Below are 18,375 nucleotides of genomic sequence, written 5' to 3'. Positions count from 1 at the left end.
CGCGGCGCCGTGACGCGGCAACCAAGAAAGGAAGTGGGATCGTACGAGACCCCGGAGCCGCGCCCGACGTTGCTCGGATCGCTGTACCGGTTAAGCGGGTGGATGTCAACGGAGAGGTCCGGCGGTCGTCGCCCTCCGTCGCCGGCGTGCGGCGCGGGGCGCCTTTCGCTGGAGGCCGGGCCGCGCGGGGTGAGATCGCGGAAGCGCGCTCAGTCTTCTGCCGGCGGCTCGCCGGGTGTCGGCTCGCCGACGACGTAGTCGCCCGCGGTCCATTGGTAAGCCAGGCTCACGTCGGGCGCCTGCGCGCCGAGCACGAGGCCACCGTCGCTCGAGCCGTCGGCGGCGGTCAGCACGAGCTCGCCGCCGCTCGGATCGAGCGCAAAGCTCGTGTGGAGCTCGCCCTGGTCGGTGTCGCCGTCGGCAAACAGCACGAGCAGGCCGTGGCGCGGAAGGGTGACGGGGGGCAGCGGCCACTTGCCGCGCTCGGTGAAGTCGTCGGACAGCGTCCAGCCCGTCAGATCGACGTCCCCCGAGGATGGATTGAACAGCTCGATCCACGGCTCGTGCTCGCCGGAGTCGTCCGCCAGCGTTGTCGTGTTGTCGAGCATGACCTCCGAGATCGACACGGGCATCGGCGTCGGGCACGCCGGACAGAACGCCGGGCTGCCGGTCGCGATCAACGGGGCGGCGTCGACCAGCACGGTGCCGTCGGCGGCGAACGCGCTCAACGTGGCCGGAGCGCCGAGATTCATGGCGAGCTCATAGCGCGCCTCGCCGGCGTCGGCGCGCGCGACGTCCGTCCAGTTATGATGGGTGTTGACGTACTCGAGCTTGTTCGGCTCTGTCACGCACGTCGCCTCACCGTCGAGCGATACGCTGAACCCATCCAGCCGAAACAACGACGATTCGCCGACGCCGGCCTCTTCCCAGGTAAGCCTGAGCTGGATGACGATCTGCCCGTCGCTGGCCTCGAAGCGCAGCACGTGGGTGGCGTAGAAGCTGCCGCCGGGACGCTCGCCGCACAGCTCGTCGCTCGCGCCCGGCCCTGCGCCGCCTCCGCCATCGCCGCCGCCTCCGCCACCGGCGCCGCCCCCGCCGCCCCCCGGGCGCGCTCCGTCGCCTGGATCGGAGCTCGAGCAGCCGGCGCAAACGAGCAAGATCGCGAGGCCGTACAGGGTCATTTTCGATGTCATGTCTGCCTCCATCAGGGTGTGTAGGGTCTGGCTTGTTTGATCACGGTCCGTCCGTCCATCGTGACGTCGACCTCCAGATCGAGCGACAGCGGGGCGAGCGTGGGATACACGCTGGCCGCGAAGTGGTCGTGCACCACGAACAGCAGCCCCGCGAGCTCGTCGAGCGCTGCGTCGGACCAGAGCCGAGCCCCGTCCGCTGCCAGCGAGGACGGCGACACCAGCGTGATCTCGCTCGGCGATCCGGCGGCAGAACGCCGGAACGTCAGGATCTCAGGGCTGGCGGTGGGGTCCGACGGCTCGACGACGCCGACCTCGCCCACCTGGCTGACGACGCGCACCAAAGGCTCCGGCGCGTCGGGCTCGAGCCCCGTGATCACGACGGCTTCCAGGCGCTCCCCGACGAACGCGGGGTGGACCGCGACGCCCATGAACACCTTTGTATGATCGATACCGTAGTAGGCGCGATCGTCGAACGCGCGTTCGTTCCACAGGCTGGCCCAGACCCGGCGCACCGCGAGCAGCGCGCTCTTTTCTTCGGTCAAGTCCTCTTCCAGGTCCTCGATGATCGGCAGGAGATGGCTCCGATCGGGGTGCTCGGCGAGCTCGAGCCGGCGCCGCTCGAGCTCGCCGCGCAGGTACACCTCGTGCTCCGCGCTCAAGCACGCCGACGGCCCGAGCGTGTCGGCGTCGAGGTCGTCGGCCAGGCAACCGCTGCGCGAGTCGTACAGGCCTGCTCCCGACAGGCCCGGCAGGTCCTCGGCGTTGGTGCTGCTGCGAAAGCGCAGCCTGGTGACCAGCCCGGCGGGGCCGTAGGCCTGGCGAACCGCGGCTTCGAGCGCCGCGCCGAGCTCGGGCAGGTGCTCGGCGGCGCGCATGCGGGCCCTGAGCTCCGACAAGCGGCGCTTCTTGTAGGCGGCGTCGGTGAACACCCGTGGATCGGCGAGCAGCGCCGTCACGTCGGCGTCGAGCCCGCGCCGCTGCATGAAGTCGGCGTAGGCGCGGAACGGGATCGCAAAACCGTCGACGCGGTTCGGTTCGGGCAGGATCCGGGACAGCTCTCCGAGGTTCGCGGCCTTGGTGCCGAACGCCGCGACGTCCGCCGCGCCGAGCGAGCCGAGGGCTGCGGGCGTGGCGACCTCCAGATCCGCGGCCGGATCGCCGAGCGGCGGCCGGCGCTTGCTCCAGAAGGCCTCTGCGTCTTCCAGACGCGCGGGCTCGATCTCCACGTGCGCGCCGCGCGCCGTGAGGTGGACCAGCCCATCCGCGAGCGCGCGGAGCACGCTGTTGTCGAGCGCGCCCGGCGCCGCGGCGCTCGGGATCCCCTTCTCGCGCAGGCGCAGGTTCAGGTGGCTGGCCAGGCTCTGCGGCTGCCGGGTGACGAGGCCGGCGACGAGCCCCAGATCGCTCGGCGCTGCGTCGATCACGAGCACGTCGCGCGGTCCGACGCCGACCGCGGCGGCGCCGTCCACGAATTTCAGGTAGCCGTACGCCTCGCCCTCGCTGTAGGTCTCGGCGGACAGCCCGCCGAGCAGCGCGCTCGGGTCGACGAGCGCGATGCCTGCGGCGGCGAGCTCGTCGGAGATGGCCCCGACGGCCGCGCTCTGGGCAGCGCCATCCGGCGTGAACACCAGGAAGCTCTCCGCGAACGGGCTGCAGCCTTTGAGCCGCCGGTCGGCTTGCACGATGTCGTCGACGGTCAGCATCTCGTCGGGCCCGGTCTCGCTGTACACCGTGTACGCGAGCACGCCCGCCGCGCCGGTCTGGGGATGGGGCGTGGCCGGATAGAGCTTCAGGCCGCCGCCCCACATCGCGCGGCTGGCGCGGCGCAGCACCATGTCCGCGTAGCGTTCCGGCGCGAGCGACGCGTACTCCGGCAGCGTACGGAGGAACTGCAGATGGTAGGCGTACTTGTCGGTGTCCTGAAACAGGCACTCCGCGCCGGCGAAGATCGCCGGCGGCTCGCGGCCGTCGACGACCATCAGGTACTTCACCTCCGCGCCTTCGCCTGCCAGGGAAGTGTAATCGTCGCGCGTGGCGAGCTCCGTGCGAAAGTCCACCTCGGTCCGGGGTCGCCCGCCCGTGCCGGGCTTCACGTCCGAGGAATCGCCGCACGCCGTCAGCGCAGCTGCCGAAAGCAAGGCCGCACAAGGCGCCCAAATCCAGGCTCGCATCGATTGGGTTCTCCCGCCGAAGCTGGCCGGAGTCGAGCAAGCGTGATGCCAGCCTGGCGGCCGTGCCGGCTGCGGCCGGGAGCGGCGCTCGAGGGCTGCGAGAGCGACATTCGCGTCGCGAGGTGTGCCGCGTCCGAGCTGGCACAGCGCTCGCTGCGACGTCGCTCATGGCGATGGGTGGCCGCAGCTGCACGCACCGCTGCCTTCAGGATAGAACATGGCGCTGCAGCGCGGGCATGGCTCGGGGTCCCCCACGGGCCGGTAGGGCTCCCAGCCCATGCGCAGGTGGTGGACGGCCGCAGCCTCTTCGTAGGTGGCCGCTTCGAGCTTCCACAACAAGATCTCCACATCCGGCATGGGTGTGCCGTCGGCGAAGCGTGGCGGATCCTCACCACGGACGAGCGCCACCTCGCTCCGCTCCGGGTTTGACCATACCGTCCAAGTGCTCATGAGCCTGCCGGCGACCGCCTCTTCCGCGGGTGGGTGCGCTGCGCACATTCGATCGGACCTCGCCGCCCGCGCATCGTGACGAGGGAGCGTATCTGGTGCCTCCCCCGCCGTGTCAAGGAGACGGCGGGAGGAGCGTACCGGCGCTTCGCTGATCGCGCGAGCGCGCGAGCGCGCGAGCGCGCGAGCGCGCGGCGGACGCACACCAGCGCCGCGGGGATCACGCCCGAAAGACACCATGGCGACGAGATGCACAGGATGCATGATAGATATGCATCATTCGATTTGGAAAATGTATTTACAATGATCCAGATATCTGTCGAGTCTACGCTGGGCGCCGCGTGCCCGCGGGCGAGCCGGCTCGCCGCGATGGGCCAATCACGCCATGCGCGCACCCTCTTTTTCACCCCGCGCGCGCGGCCCAGCATCTCCGAGAAAGGCAGTATGTTGGACAACAGCATTTCGTCGACGCACGCCACACCTCGTCGCGCTCGGGGCGCCGCCCGTCACGGCCATGCTCTGGCCCTCTTGCTCCTCGGCGCCCTCGGCCCCGCCGTCGGGTGCTCCGATGACGAGCTCGCGCTCGAGAACGCGCTCGCGCTCGAGACCCCGGTCGAGGCCGCCGCTCAGGAGCTCACGAGCATCCCCACGATCCCGGACGAAGCTCTCCAGAAGACCCTGGCGCCCCTCCGCGCCCTCGAGGTCCCTGGCAGGGTCTACATGAAATCCGTCGAGGAGACGTTCGCCGGCTCGGGGACCTTCTCGCAGGTCGTCCACGTCTATCAACCCGACGCGAACGGAGAGACGATCCGGTTCGAGCTCGCCGCGAAGACGAGCACGGGACAGGTGGACACGAGCCACGGGTTCCAGTCCGTCAAGGTCACCTCGCGCCCAGGCGAGTCGGACGAGATCCAGCAAACGCAGCCGAACAGCAGCGGCCAGCGCGTGTACGACGTCCCCGGCTCTCGCCAGGGCTGGTATCGCTTCGAGCTCACGTACGTCGCCCCGAACGCGGGCCGCACCCTGAGCTTCAGGGCCTACGACGCCTCCGGGAACTCCTTGAAGATCGTGTGGGTCGACCCCCCGAGCGCCGCCGCGCAGGTCCGCGCCAAGGTCGCGGTCGACGCCTCGGCGTCCCCGGTGTTCCTCAAGGGAGGCGCCTACCGGAACACCGATCCCAGCCAGTTCGCCTATGCCGACAACGTGAAGGTGAACGGCAACCTGCTCTACCGCCGCGGGTTCGATCAGGGCCAGTACAACTTCCCGCTCGGGCAGCTGAACGCGGCGGAGCATACGCTCGAGTTCTCGCTGGCGGCCAGCGCCTACAACCCTGCCAAGTTCTGGTTCGGCGTCAGCGAGAAGAGCTTCGCGCGGGCGGCCGCCAAGGCGAGCTGGGACCGGGTCCAGTTCCTCTACCAGGGCGCGATGCGCACGGGCGACTACGACGCCTGGAGCGAGGGCGTGGCGTTCGCGCAGGGCGCCACGGTCGTGAACGGGGTCCGCCCGCCGCCCGTCCGCCGCGGCACGACGTTCTCGGTGGCCGTCGAGGACTCGAGCCTCAACGGGACCCAGAACGCGACGGTGCGGATCATCTCGGACGCCACGGGCGCCGAGGTGTCCTGGGCCAAGTCCCTGCCGGCCGACGGCGACTACCGGGGCGGGATCTTCGCGAACGGCGCGTTCTCCAGCCGGAACCGCGAGCACTGGCGGGTCACCGTCCCGAGCGACGCGCCCGTCGGGCGCTACTACGCGCGCGCCTTCACCCCCTGGGGCGCCCGCATCGGGCAGGACGTCGTGTTCTACGTGATCCACAACCCCTACCCGCTCGTCGCCAGCGGCGCGATCTCCAAGGCCGAGCTCGAGACGTACGGCTACGACGAGGACGAGGACGGGGTCAACCTGAACGGCGGGTACGGCAGCGATCAAGACAACATCCGCGACCACTTCACGGTGCTCTACGAGTGGTCGCCGCCGTACGACGTGCAGAGGAAGCTCACCGGGGCGTTCCGCCGGACGACGGACGAGTCGAAGTTCTCGTTCCTGGATCACGCGGTGGCCGCGGCGCAGGGGACCACGAGCGAGCTCGAGACCATGCGCCGGCTGTATCGCCTCGTCACGCAGCGTTACCGGTACAGCCAGCCGACCAACCAGGGCGACGTGTCGAACATCTTCCTGAGCGACGGGTTGGATCCCGCCGAATCGCTCCAGTACGCGAAGCCGAACTCGCAGCTCAGCTGGGAGGACGGAATCGGCGGCGTCCAGTGCTACGACTACGCGCCGGTCCTGGCGTCCATCGCCCGCAGCGCGGGTGTCCTCTCCCGGGTCGTCTCCAGCGACGGCAACCTCGGCGGCTGGGGCAATCACTTCTTCACGGAGGCGTACATCCCGGGCGTGCCCCATCACGGCGGCAAGACGCAGAACAGCAGCTCGGCCCCGAACAGCGACACCGTTCCGTGGTACGTCTTCGATGCCACGAATCCGGATGCGTCCGGCAGCGTCCCGTATCAATACCTGTGGGAGCGCTACTCGGAGGCGATCGCGCCGCAGGCGCAGTACGGCAAGGCGGTGTTCGTGCTCTCGGGATACAAGCCCCGCGGCACGACGACGAACACCGTCACCTGGGATCCGCTGGGCCCCACGGATGACATCGGCGCGGACGACGTCCTCTCCCTGCAGGTCGCGTACGAGTCCGGGCCCGACTTCTGGCTGACGCAGAGCGGCGTCACGGGCATCCTCGGGCGCGGCGAGAAGGACGTCTATCGCATCAGCAAGGCGACCACCGGGGCAAGGGCGGTCTCCGTCAGCACGGTGCCGGGCGGCGGGAACACCCTGCAGCCGGTGCTCTGCGTGGGGCCTTACGTCGATCCCAACGGCCCGCCCGCCGAGAGCGAGCCCGGGATGTCGCCCAGGTGGCCCGTGTCCGTGCCGACGCGCTGCGCGGATCGGGCGACGACCTACCCGCTTCCCGAGGGGGAGTCGTACGTGGTCGTCTTCCACGACCACGGTCAGCCGGATGACGCGTATCCCGACTCGGAGGACAGGCTGAAGCTGGGAGATTCGGTCCAGTACGTGCTGAATCTCCAGTACTGAACGGGACGAACCCGTCCGGGGGCAGCATCGGGAGAAGAGATTCTGGGAGCGCGGCGGGCTCGACGGGCTCCCAGGATCAGGCGATGGCGGCAACCTTTGGTCATGGATTCCCTGAAGGGAGGTGCTCTATGGGTCACATGGGCAGGCGACTGATGAGCCTGAGTGTCGCGGCGGTGTTCCTGGCGGGGTGCGGCGAGGCGGAAGAGAGCTCCGCCGAGATAACCGTGGAGGATCTTGGGGAAGGGGTCATGCGGCTGCACGGGGTCGGGGATTCGAGCATGAGCGCGGAGATCCCCGATGGAACACCTGGCGAAGACGCCGGCACAGCAGGCGTCGCCGCCAGGGCGCGCGATTGCGTCTACGTGGAATGGTGCAACGAGCCGGGCCGACGCGGCACGATTTGCCGAGCGAGGCCGGAATGCGGCTGCAGCGGCGTGATCGAATGCAATGAAGAGGTGCGCGCCATCTGCGGCGGCTTCGTCGACCCCGCCTACTTCCTGTGCCCGGGTCAACCCTGATCGTCCAGTGCGCGCTGGAGCTTCCGTACTGAACACGCCGAGACGCCTCCCGCCGTGGCGATGAGCCATGGCGGAGCGCCCTGGCGGGAGCGTGCCGTCGGACCCGAGGAGCTCGATCGAGGCGTCGAGGGGCTCAACCGAGCGGGCTGCGCCGGCAGCCGCGCGGTGCTCGGCGTGTGAGCGCGGGGCGCTCGCCACGCGGACGCGGCGCCCTCGCCACGCGGACGCGGCGCGCTTCTCCAGGATTTTGCGCGGCGCCCCACACCGCGCGTGCGTGCGCCCCTCGCGTGCGTGCGCCCCCCCGGTGCCTGCCGGGCTCCCGGTGCCGGGCTCATCCGCGCCAGCTTGACAGAATCCCCCCGAGGCCCCAGACAGATCGTCTCAGATGACGATGACGAAGACCACCCTGCCCGTCGTGCTCTTGACAGCCCTCGCCGTCGCGACCGCCGGCTGCGACAGCGCCGGCAACGGCAGGCCGTCCAAGGAGCGGTGGGCGACCACCGAGAACACCACCGTCGACCTCGACCTCGACAAGGTCAACGAGGCCTACAAGGCGGCCGAGGGGCCCGAGGACTTCGAGCGGCGCGTCAACGAGCTCTACCAGGGGAGCGAGGTCATCAGCGTCGCCGTGAAGGACGTGGACGCCAAGACGCAGGTCGTCACCGGCTTCTTCGACAAGAACGGCGACGGCGGCGTGCAGGACCCCGAGAAGGTGTTCACGATCCGCCGGGACGTGTCGGGCGAAGGCGCCGCGCAGATGCAGACGTCCGGGTTCGGCCCCTACGCCTACTACAGCTCGCCGGTGATGAGCCTTGCCTCGGGCATGCTCCTCGGCGCCATGGTGTCGTCGGCGCTGCGCCCGAATTACGTGCCGGTGTACACGCAGCCGTACACCACGCCGCCGGGCCGCGCGCCCGATCTGCGGTCCCACCGCGACGCGTACCGCGCCTCGAACCCGTCCGCGGTCGACCACAGCAAGTCGTCGCAGACGGGCCGGCGCTACAACAACACCGGCAGCAGCCGCTTCGGCAGCGGCAAGTCCAGCGCCGGCTCGCGCTTCGGCGTCTGCCGCGGCGAGCGTGGCCGCAGGCCCGAGCGCCTCGTCGCGTAGCAGCGGCCGCTCGTCCGCCGCCTGCCCGCCCGCCGCGATGCAGCCCCTGCGCAGCATCTCCGAGCTCCCGTTCCGCTGCCGTCCCGCGCTGGAGCTGCTGAACCTCGAGCAGCACCGCGACGCGCCGGACGTGGAGTCCACGCAGTTCGGCTGGTGCCGGGTCGAGGCGCTCTGGCTGGATGGCCGCGCGGATCGGGGGCCGCTCCGGGTGACCGACGCGCTCGTCGTGGCGGTCCACGCCGCGGAGGATCCGGAGGAGCTGGCGGACGACGTGGAGCTGGAGTTCTTCGTCGAGGAGGTCGCCAAGGACTACTCGGTGACCGTGCTCCTGTCGGCGTTCCTCGAGCGCTGGCTGCCCGCGGCGTACGCCGGCGAGCGCGCCATCGTGCTCGCCATGTGCAACCCCCACGCCGCGCGCATCCGGCGGCCGGAGGCGGCGGGGCGCGCCCCCGTGTATTACGCCCACGGCGACGTCGACGCGTGGCTCGACACCGACGCAGACGGGCGCCGGCACATCCGCCTCGAGGCGGCGTCCTGGCGCATCGCGGAGTGAGAGTATGTTCGAAGGACGCAGACAGCCGATCGTGTCACGCGAGCAGAAGCTGGTCTATGCCGGCATCTACGTGTTGAAGAAGATGGACCTGAAGCCCGCCGACGGAGGCATGGAGTTCCCTCTCGTGCTGCCGTCCGAGCTGAGCCCGCTGGAGGACGTCCTGCAGGAGCTCGTCAACGCGGACCTCGTCGAGGTGAATCGCCGCAAGGCGCGGTTCGAGGTCACCAAGAAGGGGCTGGCGTACCTCGGCGAGATCATCGACGAGGCGGAGGCGCTCGTCGACGAGTTCGACGACGAGTCGCTCGAGGACGCGGTGGCCGAGCTGCGCCGGCGGAACGTGGACGTGCTGCGGGCCCGGTTTCTGTGGGGCTGGTACGACGGCGAGCTGGACGACCTGGTGCTGTTCCAGCAGCGCCGCGGGGCGACGCCGGTGGAGCCGTGGTGGGCGGACTACCTGATGAGCGACGCGTTTTACGAGGCGCTGAAGAGCGATTACGAGTGAGCGAGAGGGCGGCCGTCCGGGCCGGCGCCGCCTGGTGAATGGGCGCGTCGCGGCGGCGCTGCGCGGTTCGCAGTCAGCGCCGCGGGTCGAGCCGAATCATCGGCCTCAGAAGACGTAGACGCTCTTGGGGACGAACGGCAGCGGGCTCAGGCCGCTCTCCCCGGACACGGGGTACGGGTAGCCGAGGCAGTCCTCGTTCGTGAAGATCGCGGCGCCGACGCCGTTGGTGTTGTAGGCCGAGTGTGCCCTTCCCTCCCAGCCGTGCTCCGGGAGGTTGACGCACGTGCCCACCTGCGGGTTCAGCGCCCGGACGTTGAAGATCTCCCCGCCGTAGCCCTCCTCCTCGAAGAGGCAGAGGACGCCGTCGAACGGGCAGGGAACGGGGTCCGCCGAGGCCACCTCGGGAACCAGCAGGCCGGCCCCCGCGAGGACGCCGACGCCCACCAGGGCGCGCAAGCCCAGGGAGCGGGACGGCGTGAAACGGCGGAGGTTCTGAACGAGATCGAGTAAGCGCATGTGGTTTCCTCCTCCTGCCCACCCATGGGCAGGTACTGCGGAGGCACCAAGCGCCGGAGGCGATTCACGCATTCCCGGGTTCGACGATTGTTAACAGATTTTAACATGAGCGACACGCGGGCTCGCATGTCCCTGCAAATCTTCCATGTTGGAGGACGGATTGGGCGGATGGCTCGTCGACGCGCGATGGCACATGGAGCGGGCGCAGCCGTGCGGGCCGCCGTCGTTGGCCGGTGTGGATGCTGCGGCGTTTCCGAAACGTCAGTGGGAGGCGAGCTGGAGATTGATGACTTCCACCCGCTGGCAGCGGGTGGCTCCGATGAGATCGAGAACCTCGTCCACGCGTGTACCGCGTGCGACCGGTTCACTATCGGATCGTTCATCGGGCCCAGATCGCCGTCAGATCGAGCTCCACGGCATCGAACGGCTCGGCCCTCACCTTCGCGTCCTCTTCGTAGGTCTCGAGGACCCAGTCCAGAGCGACGTCGTAGTGCGCCGGCGTGTCCTCGTCCCCGAGGGCGTCCGGCATGCGCTCCCGCTTCCACCCTGCGAGATCGGGGACCACCTCGTCGGGCCGCGGCCCGAGGTGGAGCTCCGGCGCATTCAGGAGCACCCAGCCGCCAGGCCCGCCATCGCCGAGGTCGAAGGCGCTGCCGAGCTTCATCGTGAGGCGCGATGCGCTCCGCGTGTGGGGGCGGCCGGGCCGCGGCAAGGTGAAGAGCTCCCCATCGAGGATCTCTGCCATTTGCTCGGGCGGCACCGCCTCGAAGGCGGCCTCGACCTCCGGTGCGTTGCGGGCGGGATCCAGGTTGCGCGGCAGCCCGCCGGTGCTCATGGCCGACCCTACCACGACAGCGCGGTTGCGGCCGGGGCGAGCGCCTGTTCCGGCACCGCCCGAGGTCGGGCGCCTGGCTCACGATGCCAGGGCCCTGGCGAGGCGATGACGCCGGTGCGCAGGCGGTCGCCGGAGGCGGCACGTGGGTGCGGGTCGACCGAGGCACGCCTCAGCGACGGACCGCCGACTTTCTCGGGAGCTGCGGGGATGGCATCCTGCCGGGCATGACCGTCGAGCAGATCGTCGCCGCCATCCGCGCCCTCCCTGTCCCCGATCGGCTTCGCGTGATCGAGCTCGTCGCACACGAGGCTGCGAGCGACGTCCCCGCTACAGATCAGTCAGCTCGCCGCGAGGGCGTCACCTTGACCGAGCGGCACGGTCTCCTGCTCGTCGATGCCGACGCCACCCTGCCGGCCGATGTGTTCGACCATCGCCTCGATCGCGACGCGCGGGCGGACGGGATCTTGGGGGGCTCGTGAAGATCGCCTTCGATACGAGCGTGCTCGTCGCCGTGTGTTCGACGTCCGCCCTGTGGATCCGGCCGTGTACGACGAGGCGATGCAGCGGTGCACCGATCGCCAGCTCTCTTCCGGCGTCCTGTTCGATGCCCTGCACCTCGTGGCTGCCGAGCATGCCGGCGCGAATGCGCTCGTGACGTTCAATGGCTCGGATTTTCTCCGGTTGGCTGCTCCGACCTCGCCGCGCATCGTGATCCCTCCGGATCCACCCGAGGTCACTCTTTGACTTCTGACAGGGCTTCGACCGGCGTGAGCTCCGTCCGCGCGAACACGCGTTTCTAACCTGGCGACTTGCTCAACCTGCGCGTGGACGCTCCGCTCGTGGTAAAGCGACGCGTCCCCGGCTACGAGGCGGAGTGACCCGACCGGCCGTCCTATCGCCGGCCCAGCGTCCCGCAGCACACTCGCAAGGTGTAGGGCGGATGAAGCGTCGCAATCCGCTACTCGGGAATGCGCTACGCTCGCTGCCGTTCGCAACTCAGTTCGCAAGCCGCTTCGAATGGGCCTGATCGATCGGACCGGAAGCGGGGAGTACGCGTTGAGCAAAGCTCCTAAGCGCTGACGGCCCTGCAATCAACCGGAGCCAGTTGTTCGCCAAGGGGCTACACCTGGCGACGCTTTGCGCCGCGGGAGGGTCCCACGCCGTTAGCCCGAGCTACTTGCCCTATGCTTCGATCAGCCCAACGCGGCCGCCCGCTCGATGAGGCCGGCGGCCACGGCCGCGCCATCCACCGTCACGGTGCCAGCGATCGCCGCCGCGCGAGCAGCGACACCCTCATCGAGCGCGCCCCCCAGCGCCGCCCGGAGCGACTCCGCGCTCAGCGCCCCACGGTCCACGGACGTCCCGATCCCGAGCGCCCGCACGCGCGACGCCCAATACGGCTGATCCGCGAACATCGGCACGATCACCTGCGGCACCCCCGCGCGCGCCGCCGTCGTGGTCGTCCCCGCCCCGCCATGGTGCACCACCGCGGCGACCCTCGGGAACAGCGCCTGCTGGTTGACGTCGCCGATCGCGATGCAGTCGGCGGCGTCGTCGACCAGACCGAGCTCGGCCCACCCCTGCGACAGCACGACCCGGCGCCCCGCAGCCCGCGCCGCCTCGATGACGCTCCGGCCGGTCTGCGGGTCCACAGGCATGCTGCCGAAGCCGACGTAGACGGGCGGCTCGCCGGCGGCGAGGAACGCTTCCAGCTCGGGGACGAGCGGCGTCTTGTCGGGAAGGATCCAGGCTCCCGTCTGCGCGACTTCCAGGCCGGGCGTCGCCGGCAGCGGCCCGAGGACCGGGTCCGCAGCGAGCCACGGAGCCTTGCCCAGGATGTGGCTGAACGCATCGCTCAGCGGACTCAGCCCCAGCCGCTCCCGATGGTCGTTGAGCCGCTCGAGGACCCGCTCGTTCCAGCTCCGCGCTTCGTCCTGCCAGCCTCGGAGGTTCGACTCCGGGTCGCCCCCAGGCACCCCGCCGGGCGCATGATCCGGCGACGGCAGGGCTACCGGCGCGTACAGGGCGACGACGGACGGGATGCCCAGCCGTTCCGCGATGGACCGCGCGGCGTACTGGTGCGCTCCGCCGGCCACGATCGCGTCGCATCCATCGGCGGCCGCCGCGGTCGCGTCGAACTGGTCTCTCACGAGGTGCGCGACGAGCGCGCGGACCTGCTCCGGCGTCGGTATCGCGGCCTGCGCGCCGGCGGCCCCGCTCGGCGCACGCATCGCGATGCCGATCGGGCTCGCCGTGAAGCCCATGCCGGCCACCCAGTCGATGAAGTTCGGCGGAATGCACAGCCGCACGTCGTGCCCCCGACGCCGCATCTCGACGGCCAGAGCCACCACGGGTTGCACGTCACCGCGCGTCCCCACTCCCGTCAGCAGTACCCGCATCGTCTCTCTCCCTTTCACCACGCGCGCCGCGTGGATGACGGAGGACGAAATGGCACCGCCGATGCGTTTTTTCATCGTATTATCGCTCGAGCTCCGGTATACATGCTGAAGCGGGAGGCGGGGAAAGACGCCCGCGACGCGGATCATCCGTTCAGGCCGAAACGGCCGGTGGATCTCGCGCGAACCAGCACGCTTCCCCTCGTGGACGCGCTCTCGTGGACTTCATGCACGGCGAGGGCGTCGAGGACCGTGGTAGGTTCTTCGAGTGGGTGTTGATTTCACCGCATTGCTCGATCACTCGCTCTCCTGAGACGAGCTCTATCGCCTTCCGGAGCTGTTGGATGCGCGGGCTCCGACCGTCTTGTTCGACGGCGCCTCCTTTGGAGATGTGCTTCGCTGGTTCGCCGAACGGATCGGCCCTCCAGCGTCGGGTCCACAGGAGCTGGCTGGCGCGGAGGAAGAGACGAGCGAGATGGGGTACCTCGTCGAGCGCGTGTCCGGCTAGCGCTTCCTGCGGGACGCCGAGACGCCCGACAGGGCCTTCGTCAGCCGCTCCGCCAGGTCGCCCTTCGGCTCCACCCGCACGTGCTCCAGCCCCAGCCACCCGGCCATGGTCCGCAGCTCGCCCGCCAGCCGCTCCGGCGTCTCTGCGCCCGCCGAGGGCTCGGCGTGGCTCGCCTGCACGATCAGCACGCCCGCCTTGCGATCGGCCTTCAGGTCCACCCGCGCGGTGATCGCGTCGCCCTCGAGGAACGGCAGCACGTAGTAGCCGTGGGTCCGCTTCGCCGCGGGGGTGTAGATCTCGAGCCGCACCCGCACGCCGAACATCCGCTCGGTGCGCTCGCGAAACCAGATCAGGTTGTCGAAGGGCGAGAGCAGGGCGCAAACCTCGATCCGCCTCGGCCGCCGGGCGGCGGGATCGAGGAACGCCGGCTCCCGCCAGCCCTTCACGCCCACGGGGATCAGCTCACCGGCTTCGACGAGCTCGGCGACCCGCACCTTCGCCTCGGCGACCCCCATGCGGAAATAGTCCCGCAGGTCCCGCTCGGTCGCCACGCCCATGGCCCGGGCGGCGATGCGGATCAGCGCGCGCTGGGCGTCGTCGCGCGCGGGCGTCGGCGCCTCGAGCACCGCCCTCGGCAGCACCTTCTCCGGCAGGCCGTACACCCTCTCGAAGGTCCCCCGCCGTGTGGCGGTCGTCAGCTCGCCGCTCCAGAACAGGCACTCGGCCGCCCTCTTGGCGTCGCTCCAGCCCCACCAGCCGCCCGCCCCCTTCGCGCCGACCTCGAGCTCGGAGGCGGCCAGCGGCCCGCGCTCGCGGATCTGCTCCAGCGCCCGGTCCACCACCGGCCGGTGCTCGCGCAGGAAGCGCGCCACGCCCTTCCAGACGCCCACCCCGTCGCGCGCGTCGGCCATCCGCCAGCGCAGCAGCGGCTGGGCGGCGAGCGGCAGCAGCGAGGCCTCATGCGCCCAGTACTCGAACAGCGGCCGCTTCCGCGCCCAGGCGAGCTCCTCCAGCATCGGCCGCGGATAGGCCCCCAGCCGCGAGAAGGCCGGCAGGTAATGGGTGCGCGAGACCACGTTGACGCTGTCGATCTGCACCACGCCAAGCCGCTCGATCAGCCGGGTCAGATGCTGCTTCGTCGCCGCCGGCCCGGGCCGCTCCGCCCGGAAGCCCTGCGCCGCCAGCGCGATGCGCCGTGCCTCCGCCGCCGACAGGGTGTCCTTCATCCGCGCCTTTCGTCCGTTCGGGCCCGCACCATAGAGCCTGAGCAGAGAAAATACAATGTTGCGGCGTGCACGATGGCCGGCTTCTGGTATCAGCGGGATTGTGGCAAGTTGGGCCAACGGATGTCGTTCGTTCGCGAGGCGGAGCCGCGAGCCACGGGCGCTCGACCGGCTTGGTGTCGTCCTCGAGCAGCCGCTCGCGAATGACGTGGAGATGGCTCGCCGACGACCGCCCTCAGCCGCGCCCCATCGCGAACGCGATGCCGCTCTGCAGGGTGCCACGCACGACGAGCCGTTCGTGATGGGTGGAAGACCCGGGCGCTCTCGACATTTCGCGGAGTCATGCAATGTCTAGCGCCTGGCTGGCGGAGCCGCCCCACCGCCTCACGGCGATCGTAAAAGATAGGAGCGAATGATCCGTGGAACATCGAACTGTTCTGATCGCGGGCGCGAGCATCGCCGGCCCCGCGCTCGCCTTCTGGCTCGCGCGCTACGGCTTCCGACCCGTCGTCGTGGAGCGCGCCGGCGCGCTCCGGCTCGGCGGGCAGAACATCGACGTCCAGGGCGCGGCGCGGGAGGTCGTGCGCCGCATGGGCATCGAAGTCGACATCCGAGCCGCCAACACGGGGGAGCAGGGGCTCCGCTTCGTCGACGAGCACAACGTGACCAAGGCCGAGTTCCCCGCGGCGAGCTCGGACGGCGGCGGGTTTACCCAGGAGCTCGAGATCCTTCGCGGCGACCTCGCCAAGATCCTCTACGACCGCACCCGAGAAACGACGGAATATATCTTTGGTGACCAGATCACGGGCCTCCGCGATCACGGCGACCGGGTGACGGTCTCCTTCGAGCACGGCGCCGAGCGCGACGTCGACCTCGTGGTCGCCGCCGACGGCATCCGCTCACGAACCCGTACGCTCATCGTCGGCGATGAGCCCACGATCCGCCCGCTCGGCCTCTATGGCAGCTACTTCACGATCCCCCGCGGAGCGTCCGACAGCGCCTGGGCTCGCTGGTACCACGCGCCCGGCAGCCGATCGATCATCCTGCGTCCCGACAACGTGGGCACCACCCGGGCGTCGCTGTGGTTCCTGTCGCCCGCGCGCGGCCATGAGAGGTTGAGCGCCGCCGAGCAAAAGGCGCTCATCGCGCGCGTCTTCGCCGACGCCGGCTGGGAGTCGCCGCGGGTGCTCGCCGCGCTGGCCGACGCCGAGGACGTCTACTTCGACGGGGTCAGCCAGGTCATGGCGCCGCGCTGGTCACACGGTCGGGCCGCGCTCGTGGGCGACGCTGCGTACTGTCCGTCGCCGGTCAGCGGAATGGGCGCGAGCCTCTCGCTCGTCGGCGCTTACGTGCTCGCGGGAGAGCTGTCGCGGCACTCCGACCATCGAGACGCCTTCGCGGCCTATGAAAAGCGCATGCGCCCCTACGTCGACCTGGCCCAGAAGCTCCCACCAGGCGTCCCCTGGATCGCGCACCCGAAATCGAGGCTCGGCGTTTCGCTCCTCCACACGGCCCTTCGCGTTGCGTCCAGCCCCCTCTTGCGGCGACGCGAGGGCTGGCTCGTCTCCTCGCCGGCCGACAAGATCGCGCTCCCCGACTACGCGAACGGAGGCTGAGCGCAGCGTTCGGCGCTGCCGGCGCTCGCTCAGGCGGCGCCGGCGGCGCGCCGGGCGAACCGGTTCTCGGGGCGCGGTAGCCCCAGGTTCTCGCGCAGCGTGCGGCCCTCGTACTCGGTGCGGAGGAGGCCCCGGCGGCGCAGCTCGGGGAGCACCAGGTCGATGAAATCGGTGACCGGGCGCGCGCTGGGCTCCACGGCGCGACAGCGCGCCCCAGGGCCGGCGGCACAGCCTGACACCACCGTCATGCGCGGCGCGCGCGGAGCCCGCGAGAACCTCGCGGCGGTCGGGCGATCCGCCGCCGGCACGGCGACTGCACACCGGCACGTGCGTCTGCACACGCCCTTGCGGAGCTGACCCGCGCCGGGTCGCTCGAGGAGGAACTTCGATGCCTTGTTCTCGTTTCGCCGCGTTGACCCTCGCCGTCATGGGAGGCCTGAGCGCTCTCTGTATCTCCCGTCCGAGCGCCGCCTGCTCGCCTCCGCCGGACGGTCGCTATGCGTCCTCGGTCCCGCGCGCCGTGCCGCTCGACGGGGTCATCGTGGCCCGGGTCAGCTGCTACTCCAGCTGTCCGGAGACCGCGCCCGTGCTCGTGGTCACGGACAAGGAAACAGGCGAGGTCCTCGCCGGCGCCACGGAGGAGGTCGCCGGCGTGCCCGTGAGCGAGGGCGAGAGCTTGCTCGCCTTTCGCCCCGCGGCCCCGCTCGTCGACGGCCACACCTACCAGGTCACGGTCGAGCAACAGAGCATCGGCGCCGACGTCTGGGAGACCCAGGCCAGCGCCGCGGTCGATATGGACGCGGGCGCCATCCCCGTCCAGGCCAGCGTCGTCGTGGACGAGCGCTGGCACGGCGAGACGAGCTGCTGTATCGACGATGGGTGGACCTGCGGTCCGGAAGAGATGTGCGTGGCCAAGGAGGTGGAGCGTTACGCCGAAATCATCCTCGATGTGAGCGGGGGGGTGGACCACGGCGTGGGCCAGTACGTGCAGACCTTTACCTTCTCGAGCCCCGACGGGGAGGAGCTCGGCCAGAAGACCGTCTGGGGAGGGTTCCTCGTCCAGTCGTACGACGTAGCGTCCACGGAGTACTGCTACCAGCTCACGTACAGGAGCCTCGTCGACGGCACGACGATCGAGAAGGAGCGCACGTGCGTCCCGCACGGCGACGCGGGCGCGACGGGCATCTTCCCGGCCGACGCGGCGACCATCGGCGAGGAAATCGAGGGGTGCGCGGCTCCGCCCGAGGGCTTCGAGGAGGCCTGGTGCAGCGCGAGGGCGGCGACGTGCGAGAGGCACCCCAGCGAATGCGCCGAAGATGACGTGAGCTCCTGCGCGGATCCCGGCGCCGGCGGCGACCCTCCGGAGGACCCGGAGGGCGATCACGTCAGCGTCGGCTGCTCGGCGAGCGCGGGCCGCGGCGCCGCGTACGGCTGGGCGCTGCCCGCGATCGGGCTCGCGCTGTCCCTCGCGGGCCGCGCGCGGCGGCGTCGCGACCGCCGCTGAACCCTCCGAAGCGCACGTATCCGTCGCTCCGCCCGGCGCCCCACTCCCCGCCTGGCCGCATTGCGCAAGCGAATGTATTTTACATCACCGAGCGACACAGCACAAGATATCGACGTTCAATGGAGTTGCTTCGCGCGCCGACCGTGAGATAATTCTCACGCCAAACTTCCTTTCTTACCGGCGCAGCAACAA

15 protein-coding genes and 1 pseudogene are annotated in these 18,375 nt (G+C 70.2%); 9 read left to right on the top strand and 7 right to left on the bottom strand.

Annotation, left to right across the window (positions count from 1 at the left end; translation table 11 throughout):
• Positions 1-209 precede the first annotated feature (209 nt).
• Together WMF26_RS47485 and WMF26_RS47480 are read right to left on the bottom strand one after the other, a co-directional pair.
• On the bottom strand, positions 210-1,193 hold the full coding sequence (locus WMF26_RS47485) for a lamin tail domain-containing protein (protein WP_437998093.1): 984 nt from the start codon (positions 1,191-1,193) through the stop codon (positions 210-212).
• 11 nt (positions 1,194-1,204) lie between these two features.
• Positions 1,205-3,286: a PEP/pyruvate-binding domain-containing protein gene (locus tag WMF26_RS47480; protein WP_437998092.1), complete on the bottom strand. Its 2,082-nt coding sequence runs from the start codon at positions 3,284-3,286 to the stop codon at positions 1,205-1,207.
• Positions 3,287-4,339: 1,053 nt separating this feature from the next.
• Here WMF26_RS47480 and WMF26_RS47475 point away from each other — a divergent pair.
• From WMF26_RS47475 to WMF26_RS47455, 5 genes are all read left to right on the top strand, one after another.
• A complete protein-coding gene (locus tag WMF26_RS47475; protein WP_437998091.1) occupies positions 4,340-6,901 on the top strand; it encodes a transglutaminase-like domain-containing protein in 2,562 nt (853 codons plus the stop codon).
• Between the two features lie 137 nt (positions 6,902-7,038).
• A complete protein-coding gene (locus WMF26_RS47470) occupies positions 7,039-7,419 on the top strand; it encodes a hypothetical protein (RefSeq protein WP_437952662.1) in 381 nt (126 codons plus the stop codon).
• Positions 7,420-7,804: 385 nt separating this feature from the next.
• The gene (locus WMF26_RS47465; protein WP_437998090.1) at positions 7,805-8,530 is read left to right on the top strand and encodes a hypothetical protein; all 726 of its coding nucleotides are present in this window, start codon (positions 7,805-7,807) and stop codon (positions 8,528-8,530) included.
• Between the two features lie 37 nt (positions 8,531-8,567).
• Entirely contained in the window at positions 8,568-9,083 is a 516-nt protein-coding gene (locus tag WMF26_RS47460) for a hypothetical protein (RefSeq protein WP_437998089.1), read from the top strand.
• A 31-nt stretch (positions 9,084-9,114) separates the two neighbouring features.
• Positions 9,115-9,585 (top strand): hypothetical protein, encoded by a 471-nt coding sequence (locus tag WMF26_RS47455; protein ID WP_437998088.1) that lies wholly within the window; start codon positions 9,115-9,117, stop codon positions 9,583-9,585.
• Between the two features lie 105 nt (positions 9,586-9,690).
• On the opposite strand, the gene WMF26_RS47450 is transcribed toward WMF26_RS47455, so the two are convergent.
• Positions 9,691-10,101: a peptidase inhibitor family I36 protein gene (locus tag WMF26_RS47450; RefSeq protein WP_061628028.1), complete on the bottom strand. Its 411-nt coding sequence runs from the start codon at positions 10,099-10,101 to the stop codon at positions 9,691-9,693.
• Between the two features lie 379 nt (positions 10,102-10,480).
• Positions 10,481-10,936: a Uma2 family endonuclease gene (locus WMF26_RS47445; protein WP_437998087.1), complete on the bottom strand. Its 456-nt coding sequence runs from the start codon at positions 10,934-10,936 to the stop codon at positions 10,481-10,483.
• Between the two features lie 224 nt (positions 10,937-11,160).
• Between WMF26_RS47445 and WMF26_RS47440 the strand changes: the two genes are divergently transcribed.
• Positions 11,161-11,415, top strand: coding sequence for a hypothetical protein (locus WMF26_RS47440; RefSeq protein WP_437998086.1), 255 nt, complete (start codon positions 11,161-11,163; stop codon positions 11,413-11,415).
• A gap of 64 nt (positions 11,416-11,479) precedes the next feature.
• Positions 11,480-11,680, top strand: coding sequence for a hypothetical protein (locus tag WMF26_RS47435; protein ID WP_437998085.1), 201 nt, complete (start codon positions 11,480-11,482; stop codon positions 11,678-11,680).
• 449 nt (positions 11,681-12,129) lie between these two features.
• Here the strand turns inward: WMF26_RS47435 and WMF26_RS47430 are convergent, their stop codons facing one another.
• Together WMF26_RS47430 and WMF26_RS47425 are read right to left on the bottom strand one after the other, a co-directional pair.
• Positions 12,130-13,335 (bottom strand): glycosyltransferase, encoded by a 1,206-nt coding sequence (locus WMF26_RS47430; RefSeq protein ID WP_437998084.1) that lies wholly within the window; start codon positions 13,333-13,335, stop codon positions 12,130-12,132.
• A gap of 501 nt (positions 13,336-13,836) precedes the next feature.
• Positions 13,837-15,066, bottom strand: coding sequence for a winged helix-turn-helix domain-containing protein (locus tag WMF26_RS47425; RefSeq protein ID WP_437998083.1), 1,230 nt, complete (start codon positions 15,064-15,066; stop codon positions 13,837-13,839).
• A gap of 416 nt (positions 15,067-15,482) precedes the next feature.
• Between WMF26_RS47425 and WMF26_RS47420 the strand changes: the two genes are divergently transcribed.
• Positions 15,483-16,679 carry an FAD-dependent monooxygenase gene (locus WMF26_RS47420; RefSeq protein WP_437998082.1) on the top strand — a complete coding sequence of 399 codons (1,197 nt, stop codon included), beginning with the start codon at positions 15,483-15,485 and terminating at the stop codon, positions 16,677-16,679.
• Positions 16,680-16,708: 29 nt separating this feature from the next.
• Here the strand turns inward: WMF26_RS47420 and WMF26_RS47415 are convergent.
• Positions 16,709-16,855 (bottom strand): annotated as a pseudogene (locus tag WMF26_RS47415) (nitrilotriacetate monooxygenase); the annotation flags it as partial.
• Between the two features lie 212 nt (positions 16,856-17,067).
• Between WMF26_RS47415 and WMF26_RS47410 the strand changes: the two are divergent.
• Entirely contained in the window at positions 17,068-18,183 is a 1,116-nt protein-coding gene (locus WMF26_RS47410) for a hypothetical protein (protein ID WP_437998081.1), read from the top strand.
• Positions 18,184-18,375 lie beyond the last annotated feature (192 nt).

Origin of the sequence: Sorangium sp. So ce185, assembly GCF_051526825.1 — a bacterium.
In the GTDB taxonomy this organism is placed as follows: domain Bacteria; phylum Myxococcota_A; class Polyangia; order Polyangiales; family Polyangiaceae; genus Sorangium; species Sorangium cellulosum_D.
Note: the sequence above shows the minus strand (reverse complement) of the source record. Positions and strands in the feature narration are given on the sequence as shown.